Source organism: Pseudomonas sp. MWU13-2862 (assembly GCF_023242495.1).
GTDB classification, from domain to species: domain Bacteria; phylum Pseudomonadota; class Gammaproteobacteria; order Pseudomonadales; family Pseudomonadaceae; genus Aquipseudomonas; species Aquipseudomonas gingeri_D.
The window spans coordinates 84,340-107,907 of sequence record NZ_JALMEZ010000007.1 but is presented as its reverse complement, the minus strand read 5'-3'; the positions used below and the strand labels follow the sequence as shown (position 1 = coordinate 107,907).

1 protein-coding gene (only partly in view) is annotated in these 23,568 nt (G+C 65.0%); it reads right to left on the bottom strand.

Annotated features, from left to right (window positions below):
* A protein-coding gene (locus tag M5C56_RS14325; RefSeq protein WP_247263194.1) for a non-ribosomal peptide synthase/polyketide synthase crosses the window boundary here: on the bottom strand, positions 1-23,568 show its 5' portion. 7,422 nt of this gene lie to the left of the window's left edge; 23,568 of the gene's 30,990 nt are visible here — the first part of the coding sequence; it begins with the start codon at positions 23,566-23,568; its stop codon lies off the left edge, out of view.

Genomic DNA, 23,568 nt, shown 5'->3' with positions numbered 1-23,568 from the left:
ATGCCCGCTGTAGTCCTGCTGCGCCGGACGCGGCCGGTCGCTTGGCAGTGCCAGCAGGACCGGGGCACCGGTCAGGGCCTGTTGCCAGTATTGTCCTTGCTGTTGCAGCACTTCACCGCTCAGCCAGTTGCGCTGCCAAACCGCATAGTCGGCGTACTGCACCGGCAAGGCCGGCAACGGATCTTCCGCGCCCTGGCGGAAGGCCTCGTAGAGCACGCCCAGTTCGCGGGTCAGCACGCCGGCAGACCAGCCGTCGGAGATGATGTGGTGCAAGGTCACCAGCAGCACATGGTCATCATCGGCCATGCGCACCAGACGCCCGCGCACCAGCGGTCCACGCAGCAGGTCGAAGCTCTCGCGAGCCTCTTCGGCGGCGATGGACAGCAGCTCTTCTTCGGCCTCTGCCTGGCCAGCCAGTACGTGCAATTGCAGGTTGAAGCCGATGTCGGCCGGGGCGATACGTTGTTCCGCGTCATGCCCCTGCAGTTGCACAAAGGTGGTACGCAGTGATTCGTGACGGGCAACGATACGATCCAGCGCCCGTTTGAGGGCGATACGATCCAGGGCACCACGCAAACGCAGCCCGGCTGGAATGTGGTAAGCCGAACTACCGCCATCCAGTTGCGCCAGGAACCACAGGCGCTGCTGGGCAAACGACAATGGCAAGGCCTGGTCACGGGATACCGGCACGATCGGCGGCTGGCTGCTGCCGGCGGCTTGCGCCAGCACCTGGGCCAATGCCGCCAGTTCCGGTTGGGCAAAGATATCCGCCAGGCTCAGCTCGACGCCCAGGCGCTGGCGCACCTGGGAAATCAAGCGCATGGCCAGCAGCGAGTGCCCACCCAGATCAAAGAAGTGGTCATGACGCCCCACCTGTTGCAGATTCAGCAGGCTCTGCCAGATCTGCGCCAGGGCCGTCTCGGTGGCGCCTTGCGGGGCGACATGCTCGCGGCTGGCAAAGGCATCGTCCACTGGGGCCGGCAAGGCCTTGCGGTCGAGCTTGCGGTTCGGTGTCAACGGCAAGGCGTCGAGGATCACGAAGGCACTTGGCAGCATGTATTCGGCAAGCTGCGGTGCCAGTTCCGCACGCAAACCGGCAACATCCAGGTTCGCTTCAGGCTGGGCGACCACATAGGCCACCAGACGCTTTTCTCCCGGACGGTCTTCGCGAGCAATCACCGCCGCTTCCTTGACCCCGCTGCAACCACCGAGGCGTGCCTCGATTTCCCCCAGTTCGATCCGGAAGCCACGGACCTTGACCTGGAAGTCATTGCGGCCCAGGTACTCGATACGACCGTCGGCCATATAGCGGGCCAGGTCGCCCGTTTTGTACATCCGGGCATCAGGGCTGGTGCTGAACGGATCAACGAGGAATCGCTCGGCGTTGACCTGTTCGAGGTTCAGGTAACCCCGGGCCACGCCGTCGCCACCGATAAAGATTTCACCGGCCACGCCGTAGGGCACCGGTTGCTGATGGGCATCGAGCAGATAGATACGGGTGTTGGCCATCGGCTTGCCGATGGTCGCGTTGCCACTGCCTTCGCTACCGGCCACCGCATCGTGGGTGACATAAGCGGCGGTGCAGGACACCGTTGCCTCGGTCGGACCGTAGGTATTGATCAAGCGGGTATGTGCCGGGCGGACTTCATCCCAGAGCTTGAGCTTTTGTGCCGACAGGGCGTCGCCGGTGACGTTGATCAAGCGCACGCCTTCCAGACGTTGCGCGGCAACTTGCGGCTGGCTGTGCCATTCGGCGGCCAGGGTGTGCCAGTGAGCGGCGGTCATATGCAGGAAGGTCGGGCGAATACCATGATTCTCCGAGCCCTCGCTGCCGAAGATCTCGCGGCTTGGCGCCAGGGTGGCCCCGGCCAGCAGTGCCGGGAAGATTTCCTCCACCGACAGGTCGAAGTTCAGGGTGTTCTGTTGCAGCACGGTGTCTGTCGCAGTCAGGCCGAACAGGCGGGCGGCGTCGACGCTGTAGTTGACCAGGCCACGGTGTTCGATCATCACCCCTTTGGGATTGCCGGTGGAACCGGAGGTGTAGATCACGTAAGCCAGGTTGCGCGAGCCAAGGGCTGGCACCACGGGGTTGTCGTCACGCTCGCTGAAGCCCTGGCGCTGATCGTCGTCGAGCAGCACCAGCGGCACGGCCAGTGCGGGTAAATGGCTCTGCAATGCACGCTGGGTCAGCAAGGCCGACGGCGTACTGTCCTCGATCATATAGGCCAGGCGCTCGGCCGGATAAGCCGGATCCAGCGGTACATAGGCCGCACCCGCTTTGAGCACACCCAACAAGCCGACCATCATCTCCACACCGCGCTCGACACAGATCGCCACCCGATCGTCCGGGCCAATGCCCAGACCGATCAGATGATGAGCCAGTCGGTTGGCCTGGCGGTTCAGTTCGCCATAGCTCAGGCGCTGCGCCTGGAACGCCACCGCGATGGCCTCCGGTTGCGCCCGGACCTGATCTTCGAACAGCTGATGAATCGTACTGTCCTGCGGATAAGGTACTTCGGTCGCATTGAGGCCCAGCAGCAAATGTTCACGTTCGCTGGCATCGAGCAACGGCACGCGCTCCAGCACCTGGCTGTCGTCGGCAACCATGGCTTCCAGCAGGCGCTGGAAGTAGCCGAGGTAACGAACCATGGTGCCTTCGTCGAACAGCGCCGTGGCGTATTCCAGCGAACCGAGCAGACGGCCTTGGGCCTCGCCCAGGTCCAGCGAGATATCGAACTTGGCCAGGGTCTGGGTCGCGCCCAGGCCTTCGAGTTGCAGATCGCCCAGGGCGAAGTCGCCACCGCCCATGTCCTGCCAGGTCAACATCGCCTGGAAAACCGGACTGTGAGACAGGCTGCGCACCGGCTTGATCACTTCAACCACCTGCTCGAACGGCAGGTCCTGATGCGCCTGGGCGCCCAGGGTCGCGGTCTTGACCCGTGCCAACAGGGACTCGGTCGTCGGCTGCTCGCTGAGGTCGACACGGATCGCCAGGGTATTGACGAACAGGCCGATCAGCCCTTCGACTTCACTGCGCATGCGGTTGGCCACCGGCGAACCGATCACCACGTCGTCCTGCCCGGCCAGACGGCCCAACAGCGCCGCCCAGGCGCTCATGACGGTCATGTACAAGGTGGTGCCGTGACGCTGGCCGAGGGCCTTGAGGCCACGGGTCAGGTTTTCGTCGAAGGCCACCGGCAGCGCGGCACCGGCATAGTCCTGCTGTGCCGGACGTACCCGATCGGTCGGCAACATCAACAGTGCCGGCGCTTGCGCCAAGGCTCGCTGCCAGTAACCGCACTGCTTTTGCAGCAGTTCGCCACTGAGCCAGCGACGCTGCCAGACGGCGTAGTCGAGGTAATGCAGTGCCAACGGCGCCAACGGATCGTCCCGGCCCTGGCTGAACGCTTCGTAGAGCGCGGCCAGCTCGCGGGTCAGCACGGCAATCGACCAGCCATCGGAGACGATATGGTGCATGGTCAGCAACAGGACATGGTGGTCCTCGGCCATACGGATCAGACGGCCACGAATCAACGGCCCCTGTTCCAGATCGAAGGCTTGCACGGCCTCCTCGCTGGCCAGGACCTGGAGTTTCTCCTCGGCCGCCGCCAGCCCCTGCAAATCGTGCAACTGCAGGCTGAAGCCGGCATCCGCCGAGGCGATCCGTTGCAGTGGCTGTTCGTCATCGCCCAGGATAAAGGTGGTGCGCAAGCCTTCGTGGCGCGCGACGATGCGCTCCAGCGCCCGTTGCAGGGCCACGCGGTCAAGGGTGCCACGCAGACTGAGGCCGGCGGGCATATGGTAGGCCGCGCTGGCGCCTTCCATCTGCGCGAGGAACCACAGGCGCTGCTGGGCAAAGGACAACGGCCAGGCCTGGTCACGCGCCACCGGCACGATCTCCGGCAGTGTGCTGCGTCCGGCCTGGGCGATCACCTGGGCCAGGGCCATCAGTTCGGGATGGGCAAAGAGTTGCGCCAGGCCCACCTCAACCCCCAGTCGCTGGCGGATCTGCGAAATCAGACGCATCGCCAGCAATGAGTGGCCACCCAGTTCAAAGAACTGGTCATGCCGACCGACCTGAGGCAGGCCCAGCAGTTCTTGCCAGAGTTGCGCCAGGGCGATTTCGATATCGCCTTCGGGGGCTTCGTAGCCACGGCTGATCACCGCTTGCAGATCCGGTGCCGGCAGGGCCTTGCGGTCCAGCTTGCCGTTCGGGGTCAGTGGCAGTGCTTCGAGCTGCACGTAGGCCGCCGGGACCATGTACTCCGGCAACTGCTCCTGCAGGTGCAGGCGCAGACTGTCGATATCCACCGAAGTGTGCTCGGCGGCCAGGGTGTAATAGGCCACCAGGCGCTTGTCGCCCGGCACGTCTTCACGGGCCATGACCACGGCTTCGTGGACGGCCGGGTGTTTGGCCAGACGGGCGTCGATCTCGCCCAGTTCGATACGGAAACCACGGATCTTCACCTGGTCGTCGTTACGGCCCAGGTATTCGATATTGCCATCCGCCAGGTAACGACCGAGGTCGCCGGTGCGGTACATCCGTGCCGCCGGGGCCTGACTGAACGGATCCAGGAGGAAACGCTCGGCAGTCAGGTCGTCGCGGTTCAGGTAACCCCGGGCCACGCCGGCACCACCGATATAGATCTCGCCCGGAACATCCAACGGGACCGGTTGCTGATGCTCATCCAGCAGGTAGAACTGGGTGTTGCCCACCGGTTTGCCGATATGCGGGGCGAAGCCGTCTTCGCGATTCATCGCTACCCAGCTTGAGTAGGTGGTGGTTTCCGAGGGACCGTAGAGGTTGCACAGGCGTTGGACGCCGGTCTTCTCGAACAGCGATTCCACCAGACTGCGTTTCAGCGCTTCGCCGGCGACGTTGACCGTGTGGACCGATTCCGGCAAGCCATCGACTTCCAGCAACGCCTTGAGCGCCGATGGCACGGTGTTGATCAGGCCAATGTCGTGTTCGCCCTGTTGCAGTTCCAGGACGTTTTTCACCACCTCGATGCTGCCGCCCGAAGTCAGGGGCGCAAAGCATTCGTAGACCGCCAGGTCGAAGTTCAGCGAAGTGGCGAACAAGGTCTTGTTCAGCGCCGAGCCGTCAAAAGCGACGTGAGCCCAGGTCAGGAAGTTCACGGTGTTGCGATGTTCGATCATCACGCCTTTAGGCAGGCCGGTCGAACCCGAGGTGTAGATCAGGTAAGCCAGGTGCGCCGAGGTCAGCCCCGGCACCTGCGGATTCTGGACGGATTCGTCCTGCCAGGTGCCCTGCTCGAGATTGATCACGGGCACCGAAACACCCGCCAACAGCTCCTGGGTAGCCGACTGCGCCAGCACCGCAGCCGGAGCGCTGTCCTGCAACATGTAGGCAATCCGCTCTACCGGGTAAGCCGGGTCCAACGGCACATAACCACCGCCCGCCTTGAGGATCGCCAGCAAGCCGACAACCATCTCCGCCCCACGTTCAACGCAAATGCCTACCCGTGAATCCGGCTGCACCCCCTGTTTACGCAGGGCATGGGCCAGGCGGTTGGCTTGCTCATTAAGCTCGCGATAGCTCAGGCGCTGCTCGCCATGGACCACCGCCAAGGCATCCGGCGTACGCGCCACCTGCGCCTCGAACAACCCATGCACGGTCTGCGCCTGCGGATAATCCAGCGCAGTATCGTTGAAGCCCACCAGCAACAGCTCACGCTCATCGTCCGGGAGGATCGACAGGCTGTTCAGCGCTGCCTGCGGCCGCTGTTCCAGTGCTTCCACCAGGCTCGCCAGGGCAGCCTGCATATAACCGCCGACCCGCTTGGCGCCGATCTGCCCCACCGCCTGGGTGGTAAGCATAAAGTCATCGCCCAGGTCATCGACGTTCAGGCACAACGGATAGTTGGTGCGCTCTTCCATGCTCAGGGTCTGGATACCCTGCCAGGCCGACAAGGCCTCGGACGAGGCCACGCCGCTGGTGCTGTGGCGATAGTTCAACAAGGTGCTGAACAACGGCAACGAGCTCGGCACGCCACTGCAACGCTGGGCCAGGGACAACGAGGCATGCTCGTGCCCGAGCAGCGTCGACAGCCGCCCGTGGGTCGCCTTGACCCCGGCCAGTGCGCCCTGGGCGCCGACGCTGAGGCGCAGCGGCAAGGTATTGATAAACATCCCCAGGGCCCGGTCGGTGCCCTCGCCGCCTTGCATGCGGCCCATCAGCACGGTGCCGAAGACCACTTCCTCACGACCCGAGACCCGGCCCACCACCTGGGCCCAGGCCAGGTGCACCAGGCTCGCGGCACTGACCCCCAGTTGCCGCGCGCTGCTGCGCAGGCGCTGGCTCAAACCGCTGTCAAGCACCTGGCGGATTTCGTCGACACCACTGCCGTCGCCTTGTACATCCTGGATGCCATAAGGCAGCGTCGGCTCGTCGATATCGCCGAGCATCTCGCGAAAAAACCCTTCATGTTCCTGTTGGCTGACGCCCAGGCGGGCCTGGGCCACATGGTTGCGGTACGGCACCGGCGCCGGCAATTGCCCGCCCAGGCCTTGCAGGCTGGCCTGCATTTCCTGCACCACCACTTCCAGCGCGGTATGGTCCAGGGCCATGTGATGGAACAACAACATCCCGACCCAACGCTGGTTGGCCATGTCCGGTGCGTAGGCGATGCGCATCAGCGGCGCCTGGCCAATGTCCAGACGGTAATGGCGCGGGTCGAAACGCTCGTGCAGTTGTTCCAGTACGTCACCCGCCGCCGGATCGACCGCCACCTCTTCCACACCCAGTTGCGCGGTGCGCCAGACTACCTGCACCGGCTGGTCCAATCCCTCCCAGACCACGCTGGTACGCAGGATGTCATGGCGATCGACCACGCTCTGCAAGGCCTCGGCGAAACCACCCAGGCGCTCGCGATTGTCGAAGGCGAACAGCACCTGCAGGACATAGGGGTCACCCTCATGGGCTGCCAGGTGGTGATAAAGAATCCCTTCCTGCAACGGCGCCAGGGCGTAGATATCCTGCACATTGGCCACACCGCCCGGAACGCTGGCGACAATGCGATCGATGGCCGCCTGGTCCAGATCGGCCAGGGGCAGCATGTCCGGGGTAATACGCTCACAGCCCGGAGCAATCAGGTTGTCCGGTATCCGCACCTCCTGATGCCCGCCCACCGCCGCGGCCAGGGCCGCCAGGGTCGGCTGGCTGAACAGCACCCGCACATCGGCGGCCAAGCCGACCTGGCGCATGCGCTCGATCAGTTTCACCGCCAGCAGCGAATGCCCGCCCAGTTCAAAGAAGTGGTCATGGCGACCGACCTGCTCCAGTTGCAGCAAGGATTGCCAGATCTGCGCGATGGCGATTTCCACTGCACCTTCAGGCGCCGCGTAGTCACGGCGCACCAGGGCTTGCGCATCCGGTGCCGGCAAGGCCTTGCGATTCAGCTTGCCGTTGGTGGTCAGCGGAAAGGCTTCCAGGGCTACGAAGGCACTTGGCACCATATAGTCCGCCAGGGACAGCAACAGCTGCCCACGCAACTCGGCGGCAACCACCTCCTGGCCCGGCGCAGCGATCACATAGGCCACCAGGCGTTTATCCCCCAGCTCGTCTTCACGGGCCAGAACCACCGCCTCGCGGACGCCTTCGCAAGCAGCCAGCGCCGCTTCGATTTCACCCAGTTCGATACGGAAACCACGGATCTTCACCTGGTCGTCATTGCGGCCCAGGTAATCGAGGCTGCCATCGGCCATCCAGCGACCCAGGTCGCCGGTCTTGTACAAGCGCGCCAGGGGCTCCTTGCTGAACGGGTTCGCCAGGAAACGCTCGGCGGTCAGTTCAGCACGGTTCAGATAACCCCGGGCCACCCCGGCACCGCCGACATACAGCTCGCCGACCACGCCTACCGGCACCGGCTCGCGACGGCTGTCGAGCACATACAATTGCAAATCGGGAATCCGTACGCCGATAGGGCTGACGCCCGCCCGCTGCGCATCCGCCGCCACCAATGGGCAGTAGGTCACATGCACCGTGGTTTCGGTGATGCCGTACATGTTCACCAATTGGGTGCCGGCGTTGGCCACCCGGGCGTACCACGGCTTGAGCATCCCGGTCTCCAGGGCTTCGCCACCGAAAATCACCTGGCGCAGGGAATGGCGCAGATCGCTCTCGCCCTGGGCGTTGAGCAACTGGCGGAAGGCGCTCGGGGTCTGGTTGAGCACCGTTACCCCGGCGTTGCACAGCAGTGCGTAGCAGTCTTCTGGTGAACGGCTGACCAGTTGTGGCACCACCAGCAAACGCCCGCCGTGCAGCAGCGCGCCCCAGATTTCCCAGACCGAGAAGTCGAAGGCGAACGAGTGGAACAAGGCCCAGACATCCTGCTCATTGAACTCGAACCAGCTCTGGGTCGCCGAGAACAGCCGCGCGACGTTGCGGTGCTCGACCATCACGCCCTTGGGCAGGCCGGTGGAACCGGAGGTGTAGATCACATAGGCCAGGTGATGCGGGCTGAGCCCGCTGACCCGTGGATTGCTGCTCGACTGGGCCTGCAGCGCCGGGCTGCGCAGATCGACCCGTGGGCCGTCGAAGGTGCCCAGCAGCGCCAGGCCGGCGGCATCGGCCAATACCGCCACGGGAGCACTGTCCTGCAACTGGTAGGCGATACGCTCGGCCGGATAGGCCGGGTCGATCGGCACGTAGCCGGCACCCGCCTTGAGGATACCCAACAGCCCGACAATCATCTCCAGGCCGCGTTCGACACAGATCGCCACCCGGTCATCCGGACGCACGCCCAGGGTCAGCAAATGATGGGCGACCTGGTTGGCGCGGGCGTTCAGCTCAGCGTAGGTCAGCGTGCGCCCTTCATACTGCAGGGCCACGGCTTCCGGTTGCGCCACCACCCAGGCTTCGAAGGTGCGGTGGATCAAGGCGTCATCGGAATACAGCGCATGAGGAGTGTTCCAGCTTTCCAGCAATTGCTGGCGTTCGCCCGGCGGCAGGATATTGATCGCGCCCAGGGCCGTGTCCGGCGCCTGCTCCAGGGCCTGCACCAGGTTTTCCAGGGCGCAGTGCATATAGCCGCAGACCCGCTCGGCACCGATCTGCCCTTCGGCCATGACGGTCAGATTGAAACCTTCACCCAGATCGTCCACCGACAAGGTCAGCGGGTAGTTGGTGCGTTCTTCGCCGTCCAGCGCCTGGATACCTTCCCAGGCGGCCAACGCCTGGTCGGTCACGTTGGTATCGCCGATCTGCCGATAGTTGAGCAATGAACTGAACAGCGGCGTCGAAGCGGACACGCCGCTGCAGCGTTGCGCCAGTACCAGCGACGCGTGTTCATGGGCCAGCAGCCCGCTGAGTCGGGTATGGGTGGCCTTCAGACCACTGCGCACGCCCTGCTCTCCCAGGGCCACCCGCAGCGGCAAGGTATTGATGAACATGCCCAGGGCCCGATCGGCCCCGGCGCCGCCTTGCAGGCGACCGAGCAAGACGGTGCCGAAGACCACATCGTCCTTGTCCGACACCACGCCCAGTACACGACCCCAGGCCAGGTGATAGAGGCTCGCGGCACTGACCCCGAGCTGACGGGCCTGCAAGCGCAGGCGACGGCTCAGGTCGTCGTCCACACGTTGCCGCACTTCCTCGATCGCATGACCGTCACCCTGCACATCCTGCAGGCCGAACGGCAGCGTCGGTTCCTCGATATCGCCGAGCATGTCGCGGAAGAAGTCTTCGTGTTCCTCGCGGCTGACACCCAGCCAGGCCTGGGCCACGTAGTTGCGATACGGCACGGACGGCGGCAGCTCGGCCTGGCGGTCGAGCATATGCGCCTCGATTTCGCCGCAGAGAATGCGCAGCGAGGTGGCGTCGTCCACCAGGTGATGGAACAGCAGCATGCCGACCCAGCGGTTATTCGCCGGGTCCTGGGCATAACCGATGCGCATCATCGGCGCCTGGCGAATATCCAGGCGGGTATGGCGTGGATCGAGGCGTTCACGCAGTTGTTCGACCACTTCACCGTTCGCCGGGTCCAGCTCAAGCTGTTCAAGACCCAGGGTCGCTTCGCGCCAGACCACTTGCACCGGCGCATCGAGGCTTTCCCAGAATACCGAGGTCCGCAGGATATCGTGTCGCGCCACCACGCCTTGCAGGGCCTGGGCGAAACTGTGCAGGCGTTCGAGACTGTCGAAGGCGAACATCGCATATTGCAGGTACGGGTCACCTTGGGCCGCGGCCAGGTGGTGATACAGAATCCCCTCCTGCAACGGCGCCAGGGCGTAGATATCCTGCACATTGGCCAGGCCACCGGGCACGCCGGCGACCACGCGGTCGATATCGTCCTGGCTCAGGGACACCAGCGGCAGCATGTCCGGGGTGATGTGTTCACAACCTTCGGGGATGAGGTTGGCCGGGACTTCGACCTCGTGCTTGCCACCCACCGCGGCCGCCAGGGCGGACAGGGTCGGCTGGCCGAACAGCACACGGACATCGGCACTGAGGTTGACCTGGCGCATGCGCTCGATCAGTTTCACCGCCAGCAGCGAGTGGCCGCCCAGTTCGAAGAAATGGTCATGGCGACCGACCTGATCCAGTTGCAACAGCTCCTGCCAGATCCGCGCAATGGCGATCTCGGTGTCACCTTCAGGGGCCTCGTAGCCACGGCTGGCCACCGCCGAGCGATCCGGGGCCGGCAGGGCCTTGCGGTCGAGTTTGCCGTTGGCGGTCAGCGGGAAGCTTTCCAGGCTGACAAAGGCGCTTGGCAGCATGTATTCGGCCAGGGACTGGCGCAGTTGCTCGCGCAGTTGCGCGGCGTCCAGCTCAACCCCCGCAGCGCCGATGACATAAGCCACCAGGCGTTTGTCGCCGGGTTCGTCTTCGCGCACCAGCACCAGCGCATCCCGCACGCCCTCGCAGGCACCAAGCTGCGCTTCGATCTCGCCCAGTTCGATGCGGAAACCGCGAATCTTCACCTGCTCGTCGTTACGACCGAGGTATTCCAGGCTGCCGTCGGCCAGCCAGCGACCCAGGTCACCGGTGCGGTACATGCGCGCATTCGCCTCGCGGCTGAACGGGTTGTCGAGGAAACGCTCGGCACTCAGTTCGGCACGGTTCAGGTAGCCCCGGGCAACCCCGGCGCCACCGACATACAGCTCGCCGACCACGCCCACCGGTACTGGCTCGCGACGGTCATCGAGGACATACAGCTGCAAGTCGGGAATGCGCTTGCCGATCGGGCTGGCGCCCAGGCGCTGGGCGTCTTCGGCCTGCAACGGGTAATAGGTCACGTGCACCGTGGTTTCGGTGATGCCGTACATGTTCACCAGCTGTGTAGCGGCGTTCAGGTCCCGGGCGTACCAGGGCTTGAGCAGTGCCGTATCCAGCGCCTCGCCGCCGAAAATCACCTGGCGCAACGAGTGTGGCCGGCCGTTTTCACCCTGGGCAGCGATCAGTTGGCGGAAGGCGCTCGGGGTCTGGTTGAGTACCGTGACTCCAGCGCTGCACAGTAGCGCGTAGCAATCTTCAGGCGAACGACTGACCAGTTGCGGCACGATCAGCAAACGGCCGCCATGCAGCAGCGCGCCCCAGATTTCCCAGACCGAGAAGTCGAAGGCGAATGAGTGGAACAGTGCCCAGACATCCTGCTCATTGAAGCCGAACCATTCTTCGGTGGCCGAGAACAGCCGCGCAACGTTGCGATGTTCTACCATCACTCCCTTGGGCAGGCCGGTGGAACCGGAGGTGTAGATCACATAAGCCAGATGCGCGGCCGTCAGCCCTGGCACCTGCGGATTGCGCACGGATTCGTCCTGCAGATCCGCATCGTCGAGATTGATAACGGGCACCTGTACCGTCGGCAAGGCTTCCTGCACCGAGTGTTGGCTAAGCAACGCCACCGGGGCGCTGTCGCCAAGGGTGTAGGCCAGGCGTTCGCGGGGATAGGCCGGGTCCAGCGGCACATAACCGGCGCCGGACTTGAGGATCCCGAGCAAGCCGATAATCATCGCCGGGCCACGTTCGACGCAGATCGCCACCCGATCATTCGGCCGCACGCCCAGGGCCAGCAGGCGATGGGCAACCTGGTTGGCGCGGGCGTTGAGTTCGCCGTAGCTCAGGCTTTCATCCTGGTACACCAGCGCCACGGCCTCCGGCCGTTCTTCGGCACGGGCTTCGAACTGCCGATGAATCAATGCCTCGGCGGCATAGTCCTGGCCGGACTGATTCCAGTCTTCGAGCAACTGCTCACGCTCGGCCGACGGCAATATCGACACTGCGTGCAATGGCGTCTGTGGCGCCTGCTCCAGGGCCTGGACCAACCCGTCCAAGGCCGTCTGCAAATAACCGCAAACACGTTGCGCGCCGATGGCCGCGGCCACCAGCGTGGTGAAGTAGAAACCGTCGCCCAGATCGTCGACGTTGACGGTCAACGGATAGTTGGTCCGCTCTTCGCCCGCCAGGGCCTGCATGCCTTGCCAGGCGCTCTGGCCTTGCTCGGTCACCCCCGTGCTGCTGTGGCGGTAGTTGAGCAATGCGCTGAACAACGGGGCCGGTGCAACCACGCCGCTGCAACGCTGGGCCAGGGCCAGGGAGGCGTGCTCATGCCCGAGCAAGGCGGTCAGCCGCGCATGGGTCGCCTTGACCCCTTCACGGACTTCCCGCTCACCCAGGTCAACCCGCAGCGGCAAGGTATTGATAAACATCCCCAGGGCCCGTTCGGCGCCCTCGCCGGCCTGCATCCGGCCGAACAGCACGGTGCCGAACACCACCTGCTCACGCCCGCTGACCCGACCCAGGACCTGGGCAAACGCCAGGTGTACCAGGCTCGCGGCACTGACCCCGAACTGACGGGCCTGGACCCGCAGGCGCTGGCTCAAACCGGCGTCCAGGGCCAGATGGGCCTGTTCGATGGCATGGCCATCGCCCTGCACATCCTGCAGGCCGAACGGCAGCGTCGGCCCGTCGATATCGCCAAGCATGTCCTTGAAGAACGCCTCGTGGGCCTGCTCGCTGACCCCCAGGCGAGCCTGGGCGACATAGTTGCGATAGGGCACGGAGACGCCCAGTTGATCGGTCTGGCCCAGCAGCCAGGCCTGCATTTCCTGCTTCACCTGGTCCAGCGCGGTGTGGTCGAGGACCATATGGTGGAACAGCAAGGTCGCCAGCCAGCGCTGGTTGGCCGTATCCAGGGCGAAGACCAGGCGCAGCATCGGTGCCTGGCGGACATCCAGGCGTACCTGGCGCGGGTCGAAAAGCCCCTGCAACTGCTCGGCGATATCGCCGACACGGGGATCCAGATGGACCTCCTCGATGCTCAACTCGGCATGGCGCCAGACCACCTGCAACGGCTCGTCGAGGCTTTCCCAGTGCATGGAGGTGCGCAGGATGTCATGCCGGTCGATAACCGCTTGCAGCGCCTGGGCGAAATCGTTCAGGCGGGCGCGGCTGTCAAAGGCGAACTGCGATTGCAGCACATAGGGGTCGCCCTGCTCGGCGCTCAGGTGGTGGTAGAGAATGCCTTCCTGCAACGGTGCCAGCGGGTAGATATCCTGCACGTTCGCCGCACCACCGGGCACCGTGGCCACGACGCGGTCGAGGGTGGCCTGGTCCAGGCTGATCAGCGGCAGCATGTCGGGGGTGATGCGCCGGCAGTCCGCGGCAATCCCGTTGGCCGGAACCGCCAGGTCGCTGACCGCGCCCACCGACGCCGCCAGGGAGGCCAGGGTCGGTTGGCCGAAAAGCACGCGGACATCCGCCGCCAGGCCGACCTGGCGCATGCGCCCGATCAGGTTGACCGCCAGCAGCGAGTGGCCGCCGAGCTCGAAGAAATGGTCATGCCGACCGACGCGCTCGACCTTGAGCACATCGGCCCAGAGCCGCGCCAGGGTGATTTCGATATCGCCCTGGGGCGCTTCGTAGCCACGGCTGACCAGGGCCGTCAGATCCGGCGCCGGCAGTGCCCGACGGTCGATCTTGCCGTTGGCGGTCAGCGGAAAACTGTCCAGGGCGACATAGGCCGACGGCACCATGTAGTCCGGCAGTTGCGTTTGCAGGTAGGCGCGCAGGGTTTCGATTTCCAGCGTGGCGTCAGCCGAGCTGTAATAGGCCACCAGACGCTTGTCGCCGGGGTGGTCTTCGCGGGCCAGAACCACAGCCTCCTGGATCTCAGGGTGGCTGGCCAGGCGGGTTTCGATTTCCCCCAGTTCGATACGCAGGCCACGGATCTTCACCTGGTCGTCGTTACGCCCCAGGTAGTCGAGATTGCCGTCGACCAGCCAGCGCGCCAGGTCGCCGGTCTTGTACATCCGCGCCTCGGGTTCGCTGCTGAACGGGTCCTTGAGGAAGCGTTCGGCGGTCAGTGCCGCGCGGTTCAGGTAACCACGGGCCACGCTCGCGCCACCGATATAGAGTTCACCGGGCACGCCCAGCGGTACCGGACGCAGTTGTTCGTCGAGTAGATAGACCCGGGTATTGGCCACCGGTTTGCCGATATGCAGCGTCGCGGCGTGTTCGTCGATCAACCCGGAAGTCGCCACCACCGTGGTTTCGGTCGGGCCATAGTTGTTGATCAGGGCGAAGCGCTGGCCCTGGGGGAACTGCCGCAGGCGGTCGCCGCCGATCAGCAGGGTGCGCAGGGTCGGGTGCTGCAACGACTGGCTGAAGGCATATTCGGCAATCGGCGTCGGCAGGAAGCTGACGTCCAGGGGCTGCGCCAGCCACCAGGCCAGCAGGCCGTCGACATCTTCACTGCCGGCAGAAGCCGGCGGCAGGTGCAAGGTAGCGCCGACACACAGCGCCGGCCAGACTTCCCAGGCCATCGCGTCGAAGCCGAAGCCGGCGACACTGGAGGTCTGGCTGCCTGCTTCCAGGGCGAACGCCTGGCAGTGCCAGCTCACCAGATTGGACAGTTGACGGTGCTCGACCATCACGCCCTTCGGCTCACCGGTGGAGCCCGAGGTGTAGATCACATAAGCCAGGCTGGACGGTGTGGCGATATCCGGGTTGCTCCGCGGTTGCGCGTCGACACCCGCGGCGTGGCGGGATTCGGCGTCGAGCAGCAGCACTGGCACGTCCTGCACCGGCAGGCGTTCAAGCAGCTCGGCCTGGGTCAGCAGCACCCGTGGGGCGCTGTCGCGCAGCAGGTAGGCCAGGCGTTCCGCCGGGTGCGACGGATCGATCGGCACATAACCGGCGCCGGACTTGAGGATCGCCACCAGGCCGACCAGCATCTCGAGGCTGCGCCCCGCACTGATGGCGACGCGGTCATCAGGCTGTACGCCAAGGCCGCGCAGATGATGGGCCAGCTGGTTGGCCTGGCGATTCAGCTCGACATAGCTCAGGCCCTGGCCTTCATGGACCACCGCGAGGGCGTCGGGAGTCGCGAGAACCTGGGCTTCGAACTGCCGGGCAATGGTCAGGCCGGCGGGATAAGGCGCGGTGCTGCGGTTGAAGTCTTCCAGCAGCAGTTGGCGTTCGGCGGCCGGGACGACCGACAGCGCGGACAGCGGCGTCAGCGGCGCCTGCTCCAGGGCGTCGGCCAGATTGACCAGGGCCGTGTGCATGTAGTCGCAGATCCGTTGCGCGCCGATCGCCTCCGGAGCCAGGACACTCAGGGCGAAGTCTTCACCCAGGTCATCCACCGACAGGGTCAGCGGGTAGTTGCTGCGCTCCTCGCTGCCGAGGATCTCGATGCCTTGCCAGGCCTGCACGGCCTGTTCGGTAACCTGCTCCGAGGCACTGTGCCGGTAGTTGAGCAGGCCGCTGAACAGTGGTGTCGGTGCGGCCACGCCGCTGCAACGCTGGGCCAGGGCCAGTGACGCATATTCATGGCCGAGCAGCGCGGTCAGCCGCGCGTGGGTCGCCTTGACCCCGGCGCGTACGCCCTCCTCACCCACGGCAACCCGCAACGGCAAGGTGTTGATAAACATCCCCAGCGCCCGCTCGGAACCTTCGCCGCCCTGCATCCGGCCCATCAACACGGTGCCGAAGACCACGTCCGACTTGCCCGACAGCGCCCCCATCACCCGCGCCCAGGCCAGGTGGTGCAGGCTGGCGGCACTCACCCCCAACTGCCGGGCACGGGTCCTCAGGCGCAGGCTCAAGCTCGACGCCAGGACCTGCGAGGCTTCCTCGATCTGCTGGCCTTCGCCCTGCACTTCGCGCAGGCCGAACGGTAGCGTCGGTTCGTCGACATCCCCCAGCATGTCGCGGAAGAACACCTCGTGTTCCTCGCGGCTCAGGCCCAGGCGCGCCTGGGCCACATAGTTGCGATACGGCACCGGGCTGCCGAGCTGCTCGGCCTGCCCCAGCAGATACGCCTGGATTTCATGGCGGACCACTTCCAGGGTCGTATGGTCCAGGGCCATATGATGGAAGCGCAACATCGCCACCCAGCGCTGCCGGGCTTCATCCCGGGCAAACACCAGTTGCATCAGCGGCGCAAGGGTGACGTCCAGGCGCGAATGACGGCTGTCGAAACGCTCCTTGAGCTGGCCGGCGGCGTCACCGGCCCCAGAGTCCAGCTCCACGGCTTCGCATTGCAACCGAGCCTGGCGCCAGACCACCTGGACCGGCTCGTCCAGGCCTTCCCAGAGCACAGAGGTGCGCAGGGTGTCATGGCGGTCGATGACCTGTTGCAGCGCCTGGGCAAAATCGTCCAGCCGCTGACGCTCCTGCACCGTGAACATCATGTGCAGGACATAGGGGTCGCCGTCCACGGCTGACAGATGGTGGTAGAGAATGCCTTCCTGCAACGGCGCCAGCGGATAGATATCCTGCACGTTCGCCACGCCACCCGGCACGCTGGCGACAATACGGTCGATAGCGGCCTGGTCGAGATTGGCCAGCGGCAGCATATCCGGGGTGATACGCTCGCACCCTTCGCCAATCAGGTTGGCCGGCACGCTGATTTCACGGCCCCCGCCCACGGCGGCGGCCAGTGCGGCCAGGGTCGGCTGGCCGAACAGCACCTGGACATCGGCGCTCAGACCCGCTTGGCGCATGCGCCCGATCAGGCTGACCGCCAGCAACGAGTGGCCGCCCAGTTCGAAGAAGTGATCGTGACGCCCCACCTGCTCGACCTTGAGCAAGTCGGCCCAGATCTGCGCCAAGGCGATTTCGGTTTCGCCTTGAGGGGCTTCGTAGCCACGACGGACCAACGCATCGCTGTCCGGGGCCGGCAAGGCCTTGCGGTCCAGCTTGCCGTTGGGGGTCAACGGCAGCTTCTCCAGAACAACGTAGATACCCGGGACCATGTACTCCGGCAGCTTCTCCCGCAGATGCTGACGCAGGCTGTCGATCTCCACCGAGGTGTACCCGGTGGCCAGGGTGTAATAAGCCACCAGGCGTTTATCGCCCGGGATGTCTTCACGAGCGGTGACCACCGCGTCATGGACCGCCGGGTGTTTGGCCAGACGGGCGTCGATCTCGCCCAGTTCAATACGGAAGCCGCGGATTTTCACCTGGTCGTCGTTACGGCCGAGGTATTCGATATTGCCGTCCGCCAGGTAGCGACCCAGGTCGCCGGTGCGGTACATGCGGGCATTCGGCGTGCTTGCGAACGGGTCCTGGAGGAAGCGTTCGGCGGTGAGGTCGTCGCGGTTCAGGTAACCCCGCGCCACACCGGCGCCGCCGATGTAGATTTCACCCGGTACGCCCAATGGGACCGGTTGTTGCTGTTCATCCAGCAAGAAGAACTGGGTGTTGCCGACCGGTTTGCCGATATGCGGGGCGAAACCGTCTTCGCGGTCCATCGACACCCAGCTTGAGTAGGTGGTGGTTTCCGACGGGCCGTAGAGGTTGCAAAGACGTTGGACGCCAGTTTTTTCGAACAGGGATTCAACCAGGCCGCGCTTCAGCGCCTCACCGGCAACGTTGACCGTGTGCACCGACTCCGGCAAGCCATCCACTTCCAGCAAGGCCTTGAGGGCCGACGGTACGGTGTTGATCAGGCCGATATCGTGTTCGCCGTGTTGCAGTTCCAGGACGTTTTTCACCACCTCGATGCTGCCGCCGGAGGTCAAGGGCGCGAAGCACTCATAGACCGCCAGGTCGAAGTTCAGCGAGGTCGAGAACAACGTCTTATCCAACGCCGAACCCGATCCCTGTAGGAGCGAGCTTGCTCGCGATGGCGATGTTGGATTCACCGCCGTCATCGCCGGCAAGCCGGCTCCCACAGAGGTTGCGCCCGCATTGAAAGCGGCGTGGGCCCAGGTCAGGAAGTTCACGGTATTGCGGTGTTCGATCATCACGCCTTTAGGCAGGCCGGTCGAACCCGAGGTGTAGATCAGATAGGCCAGATGCGCCGAAGTCAGCCCCGGCACCTGCGGATTCTGGACGGATTCGTCCTGCCAGGTGTCCTGGTCGAGATTGATCACGGGCACCGAAACACCCGCCAAGAGATCTTGGGTAGCTGCCTGTGCCAAGACCGCCGCCGGAGCGCTGTCCTGCAACATGTAGGCAATCCGCTCCGCCGGGTAGGCCGGGTCCAGCGGCACATAACCGCCACCCGCCTTGAGAATCGCCAGCAGGCCGACGACCATCTCGGCACCACGTTCAACGCAGATCCCCACCCGCGAATCCGGCTGCACGCCCTGTTTACGCAGGGTGTGCGCCAGACGGTTGGCTTGCTCGTTAAGCTCGCGATAGCTCAGACGACGCTCGCCATGCACCACCGCCAGGGCCTGCGGCGTGCGCTCCACCTGCGCTTCAAACAACCCATGAACGGTCTGCGCCTGCGGATACTCCAGTGCCGTGTCGTTGAATCCCACCAGCAACTGCTCACGCTCGCTGGCCGGCAGGATCGACAGGCCTTGCAACGACGCTTGCGGCGTCTGCTCCAGAGCCTCCACCAAATGCTCCAGCGTCGTGTGCATATAGCCGCAAACCCGCTGCGCACCGATCGACGAGGCCACCAGGGCGGTCAGGTTGAAACCGTCGCCCAGGTCGTCGACGTTCAAGGTCAACGGGTAGTTGGTACGCTCTTCGCCACTGAGGGCATGGATACCGTGCCAGGCCTGCACGGCCCGCTCGGAAACACTGCCGACGGCGCTATGCCGGTAGTTGAGCAAGGCGCTGAACAATGGCGTCGGCGCGGCCACGCCGCTGCAACGTTGGGCCAATGCCAGGGACGCGTGTTCGTGGCCCAGCAACGCGGTCAACCGCGCGTGGGTCGCCTTGACCCCGGCGCGTACACCCTGCCCGCCCACGGCAACCCGTAGCGGCAAGGTATTGATAAACATCCCCAGTGCCCGGTCGGCACCCTCGCCGCCCTGCATCCGGCCCATCAACACAGTGCCGAACACCACATCCCGGCGCCCCGACACCTTGCCCAGTACCTGGGCCCAGGCCAGGTGCACCAGGCTGGCGACACTCACCCCCAACTGCCGGGCCTGAGCCCGCAGGCGCTGGTCCAACTGCGCATCCAGCGCCTGGACCGCTTCCTCGATATCGCTGCCATCGCCCTGTACATCCTGCAAACCGAACGGCAGGGTCGGTTCTTCCACTTCGCCGAGCATGTCGCGGAAAAACGCTTCGTGATCGGCCGGGCTGACACCCAGGCGCGCCTGGGCCACATAGTTGCGATATGGCACCGGCGCCGACAAGGCCTCGGTCTCACCGAGCAGCCAAGCCTGCATTTCATGCTGCACCACTTCCATCGCCATATGGTCCAGGGCCATATGGTGGAACAGCAGCATCGCGGTGATCCGCTGGTTGAGCGGATCTTCGGCATAGGCCAGACGCATCAGCGGTGCCTCGCTCACGTCCAGGCGGTAGTGACGCGGATCGAAGCGGCTGTGCAGTTGCGCACCGATATCGCCGGCGGCAGGGTCGAGTTCAAGCGCGTCAAGGTGCAGGCGCGCCTGGCGCCAGACCACCTGCACAGGTGAATCCAGGCCCTCCCAGACCACCCCGGTACGCAGGATGTCATGGCGGTCGATCACCATCTGCAAGGCCTGGACAAAGGCGCCCAGACGCTCGTGGTTGTCAAAGGCAAACTGGGTCTGCAACACGTAGGGGTCGCCGGCCCGGGCGGCCAAGTGGTGATAGAGAATCCCCTCCTGCAACGGCGCCAGCGGGTAGATATCCTGCACATTGGCAGTCCCGCCCGGCACCGTCGCCACCACCTGGTCGATCTGTGCCTGGGTCAGGTTGGCCAGCGGCAGCAGGTCCGGGGTGATCCGCTGGCAACCGTCAACAATCAGGTTGGCCGGTACGCTGATTTCGCGACCACCACCGACAGCGGCGGCCAGCGCCGCCAGGGTCGGCTGGCTGAACAGCACGCGCACGTCGGCACTCAGGCCCAATTGACGCATGCGCTCGATCAGGCTCACCGCCAGCAGCGAGTGCCCACCGAGTTCGAAGAAGTGGTCATGGCGTCCGACCCGTTCGACTTTCAGCAACTCGGACCAAAGCCGCGCCAGGGTGATTTCCAGCTCGCCCTCGGGGGCCTGGAACTCGCGACTGGCATAGGCGTCGGCGTCCGGTGCCGGCAAGGCCCGGCGATCCAGCTTGCCGTTGGCGGTCAGCGGGAACGACTCGAGGACGACAAAGGCACTGGGTACCATATATTCGGCCAGGGACGCCGCCAGCTCGCGACGCAGCTCCGGCACCGACAAGGTGCTGTCGGCCTCGGCAATCAGGTAGGCCACCAGACGTTTATGTCCGGGCTCATCCTGACGGGCCAGCACCACGGCTTCCTTGACGCCCGGGCAATCGGCCAGGCGTGCTTCGATCTCGCCCAGTTCGATACGGAAACCACGAATTTTCACCTGGTCGTCGTTACGCCCCAGGTACTCGACAACCCCGTCCGCGGTCCAGCGCGCCAGGTCGCCGGTGCGGTACAGCAGTGCTCCGGCCTCAGTGTTGAACGGGTCGGCGATGAACTGCGTGACGGTCAGTTCCGGGCGATTCAGATAACCCTTGGCTACGCCCTCCCCGCCGATATACAGCTCGCCGGCCACACCCACAGCCACCGGTTGGCGCAGGGCATCGAGGACGTAGACCTGGCTGTTGCCGATCGGCCGGCCGATGGGGATACCACCGTTGCCCACCGAGGTAATTTCGTAGGTCGTTGAGAAGGTGGTGGCTTCGGTCGGACCGTAGCCGTTGAGCAGATGTCGCGGCGCGCCCTCTTCCAATACCCGGGCGATCACCGCCGGGTCCAGCACGTCGCCGCCGACGATCAGGTAGCGCAAGCGGCCAAAGGCTTCCATCAGGCCGTCGGCATATTGATGGAACAGGCCGGCGGTCATCCACAGCACGCTGACCGACCGTGCCAGCAACAGCGCGCGGAACTCGTCCAGGGACAGCAACACCGACTGCTCCACCACAACCACGCAACCGCCATTGAGCAGTGGTGCCCAGACGTCCAGGGTGCTGGCATCAAAGGACGGGTTGGAAGCGAAGGCTACGCGGTCATCAGCGTTGAAATCGGCATAACCGTTGTTGACCACCAGGCGGCTGACGGCCCGGTGCGGCACCAGTACCCCTTTGGGCGTGCCGGTGGAGCCGGAGGTGTACATGATATAGGCCACCGACTCGGAGGACCCGGCCAGTGTCGGGTTCGGTACATCGGCGTCCAGTTCCAGGGTGTCCAGATCGACCCGCTGGATACCTTCGGGCACCGCGCTGCCGCTCAGGGTCAGGACCTGCCGCGCCGCGCTGTCGTTCAGCATGAAGGCCTGGCGTTCCGCCGGCGCATTGATATCCAGCGGCACATAGGCCGCGCCGCACTTGATAATCGCCAGTTGGCCGGCCAGCAGGTCGAAGGAGCGTGCCAGCAGCAACGCCACCCGTTCGCCCGGCTGTACGCCGAGGCCGATCAGGTGGCGGGCCAGGCCATTGGCCCGGCTGTTGAGTTGCTGGTAGGTCAGGCTCTGGCCATCCTGGACGGCAGCCACTGCGTCGGGCCGCACCGCCACTTGCAGTTCGAACAGGGCCTGCAGGCTGCTGTGCCGCGGATAGTCGCGCGCCGTGGCATTGAAGCCGTGCAGCACTTGTTGACGCTCGGCCGGCGGAAGGATTTCCAGGTGCTGCAAGGGTGTCTGTGGCTGTTGCTCCAAAGCCTCGACCAACCCACCGAGGGCCGCCAGCATATAGTTGCCGACGCGCTGCGCACCGATCTCCGCCAGGGCCTGGACCGCCAGGCTGAAGTCTTCGCCCAGGTCGTCCACCGACAGGGTGATCGGATAGGTGCTCTGTTCTTCACCGCCGAGGCTGTGCAAACCGGCCCAGGCCTGCAGGGTCTCGGCCGAAGCCACCGACTCGGCGGCGCTGTGGCGGTAGTTGAGCAGCGAACTGAACAAGGGCGCCGGCGCGGCCACGCCGCTGCAACGTTGGGCCAGGGCCAGGGAGGCGTGCTCGTGGCCGAGCAAGGCGGTCAGGCGCGCGTGGGTGGTCTTGACCCCTTCACGGACCCCGTGCCCCTCGAGTTTCACCCGCAACGGCAAGGTGTTGATAAACATGCCCAGGGCTCGATCGGCACCCTCGCCGCCCTGCATCCGGCCCATCAGCACGGTGCCGAAGACCACATCGGACTTGCCCGAAACGGCGCCCACCACCCGCGCCCACGCCAGGTGATGCAGGCTCGCGGCGCTGACCCCCAGCTGCCGGGCCTGGGCCCGCAGGCGCAGGCTCAAGGCGGCAGCGACCGGCACGCGAACTTCTTCGATCAGCGGGTCGCTGCCCGGGGTTTCGACCACGCCAAACGGCAACGTTGGCTCATCGACGTCCGCCAGCATGTCGCGGAAAAAACCTTCATGGGCATCGGCCCCGGCCCCCAGCCGGACCTGCGCCACATAGTTGCGATACGGCACCGCCTCGGGCAAGGCATGGCCTTCGCCGAGCAGGTAGGCCTGCATCTCGACCTGCACCAGCTCCAGCGCGGCATGGTCGATGGCGATGTGATGGAACAACAGGATCGCCACCCAGCGCGCATTGGCCCGGTCCTCGGCGCAGACCAGGCGCATCAGCGGGGCCTGGCGCAGGTCGAGGCGGTAATGCCGGGAATCGTAGCGTTCGCGCAACTGGGTTTCGATATCCCCGTCGGCGGCTGCCAGTTCAAGCTCTTCCACCGCCAGGGTGGCGTCGCGCAGCACCACCTGCACCGGCTCGTCGAGACCCTCCCAGACCATGGCGGTGCGCAGGATATCGTGACGCTCGATCACCGCTTGCAGGGCCTGGGCGAAATCGTCGAGGCGTTCGCGGTTATCGGCGCCGAACAGCGCCCGCAGCACATAGGGGTCACCCTGCCCGGCGGCCAGGTGATGATAGAGAATGCCTTCCTGCAGGGGCGCCAGCGGGTAGATATCCTGGACATTGCCGGCACCACCGGGCACCGCGTCGACGATACGGTCGATCGCCTCCTGGCTGAGGTCGGCCAGCGGCAGCATGTCCGCGGTAATCCGGAAGGCCGGGCTCAACCAGTCCCCGCCGTTTCGAGCCACCAGCTTGAGCAGTTCCGCCTTATGCACGCCGAGACTGTCGAGCACGGCGCTGTCAAGGCCCTCATCGTCACCGAGAATCACCAGATCGTCTTCTTCCTGTTGAAGACGGATCGCGTGCGTGGAAAGAACTGCCATCAATTCGCTGAAGTGCAT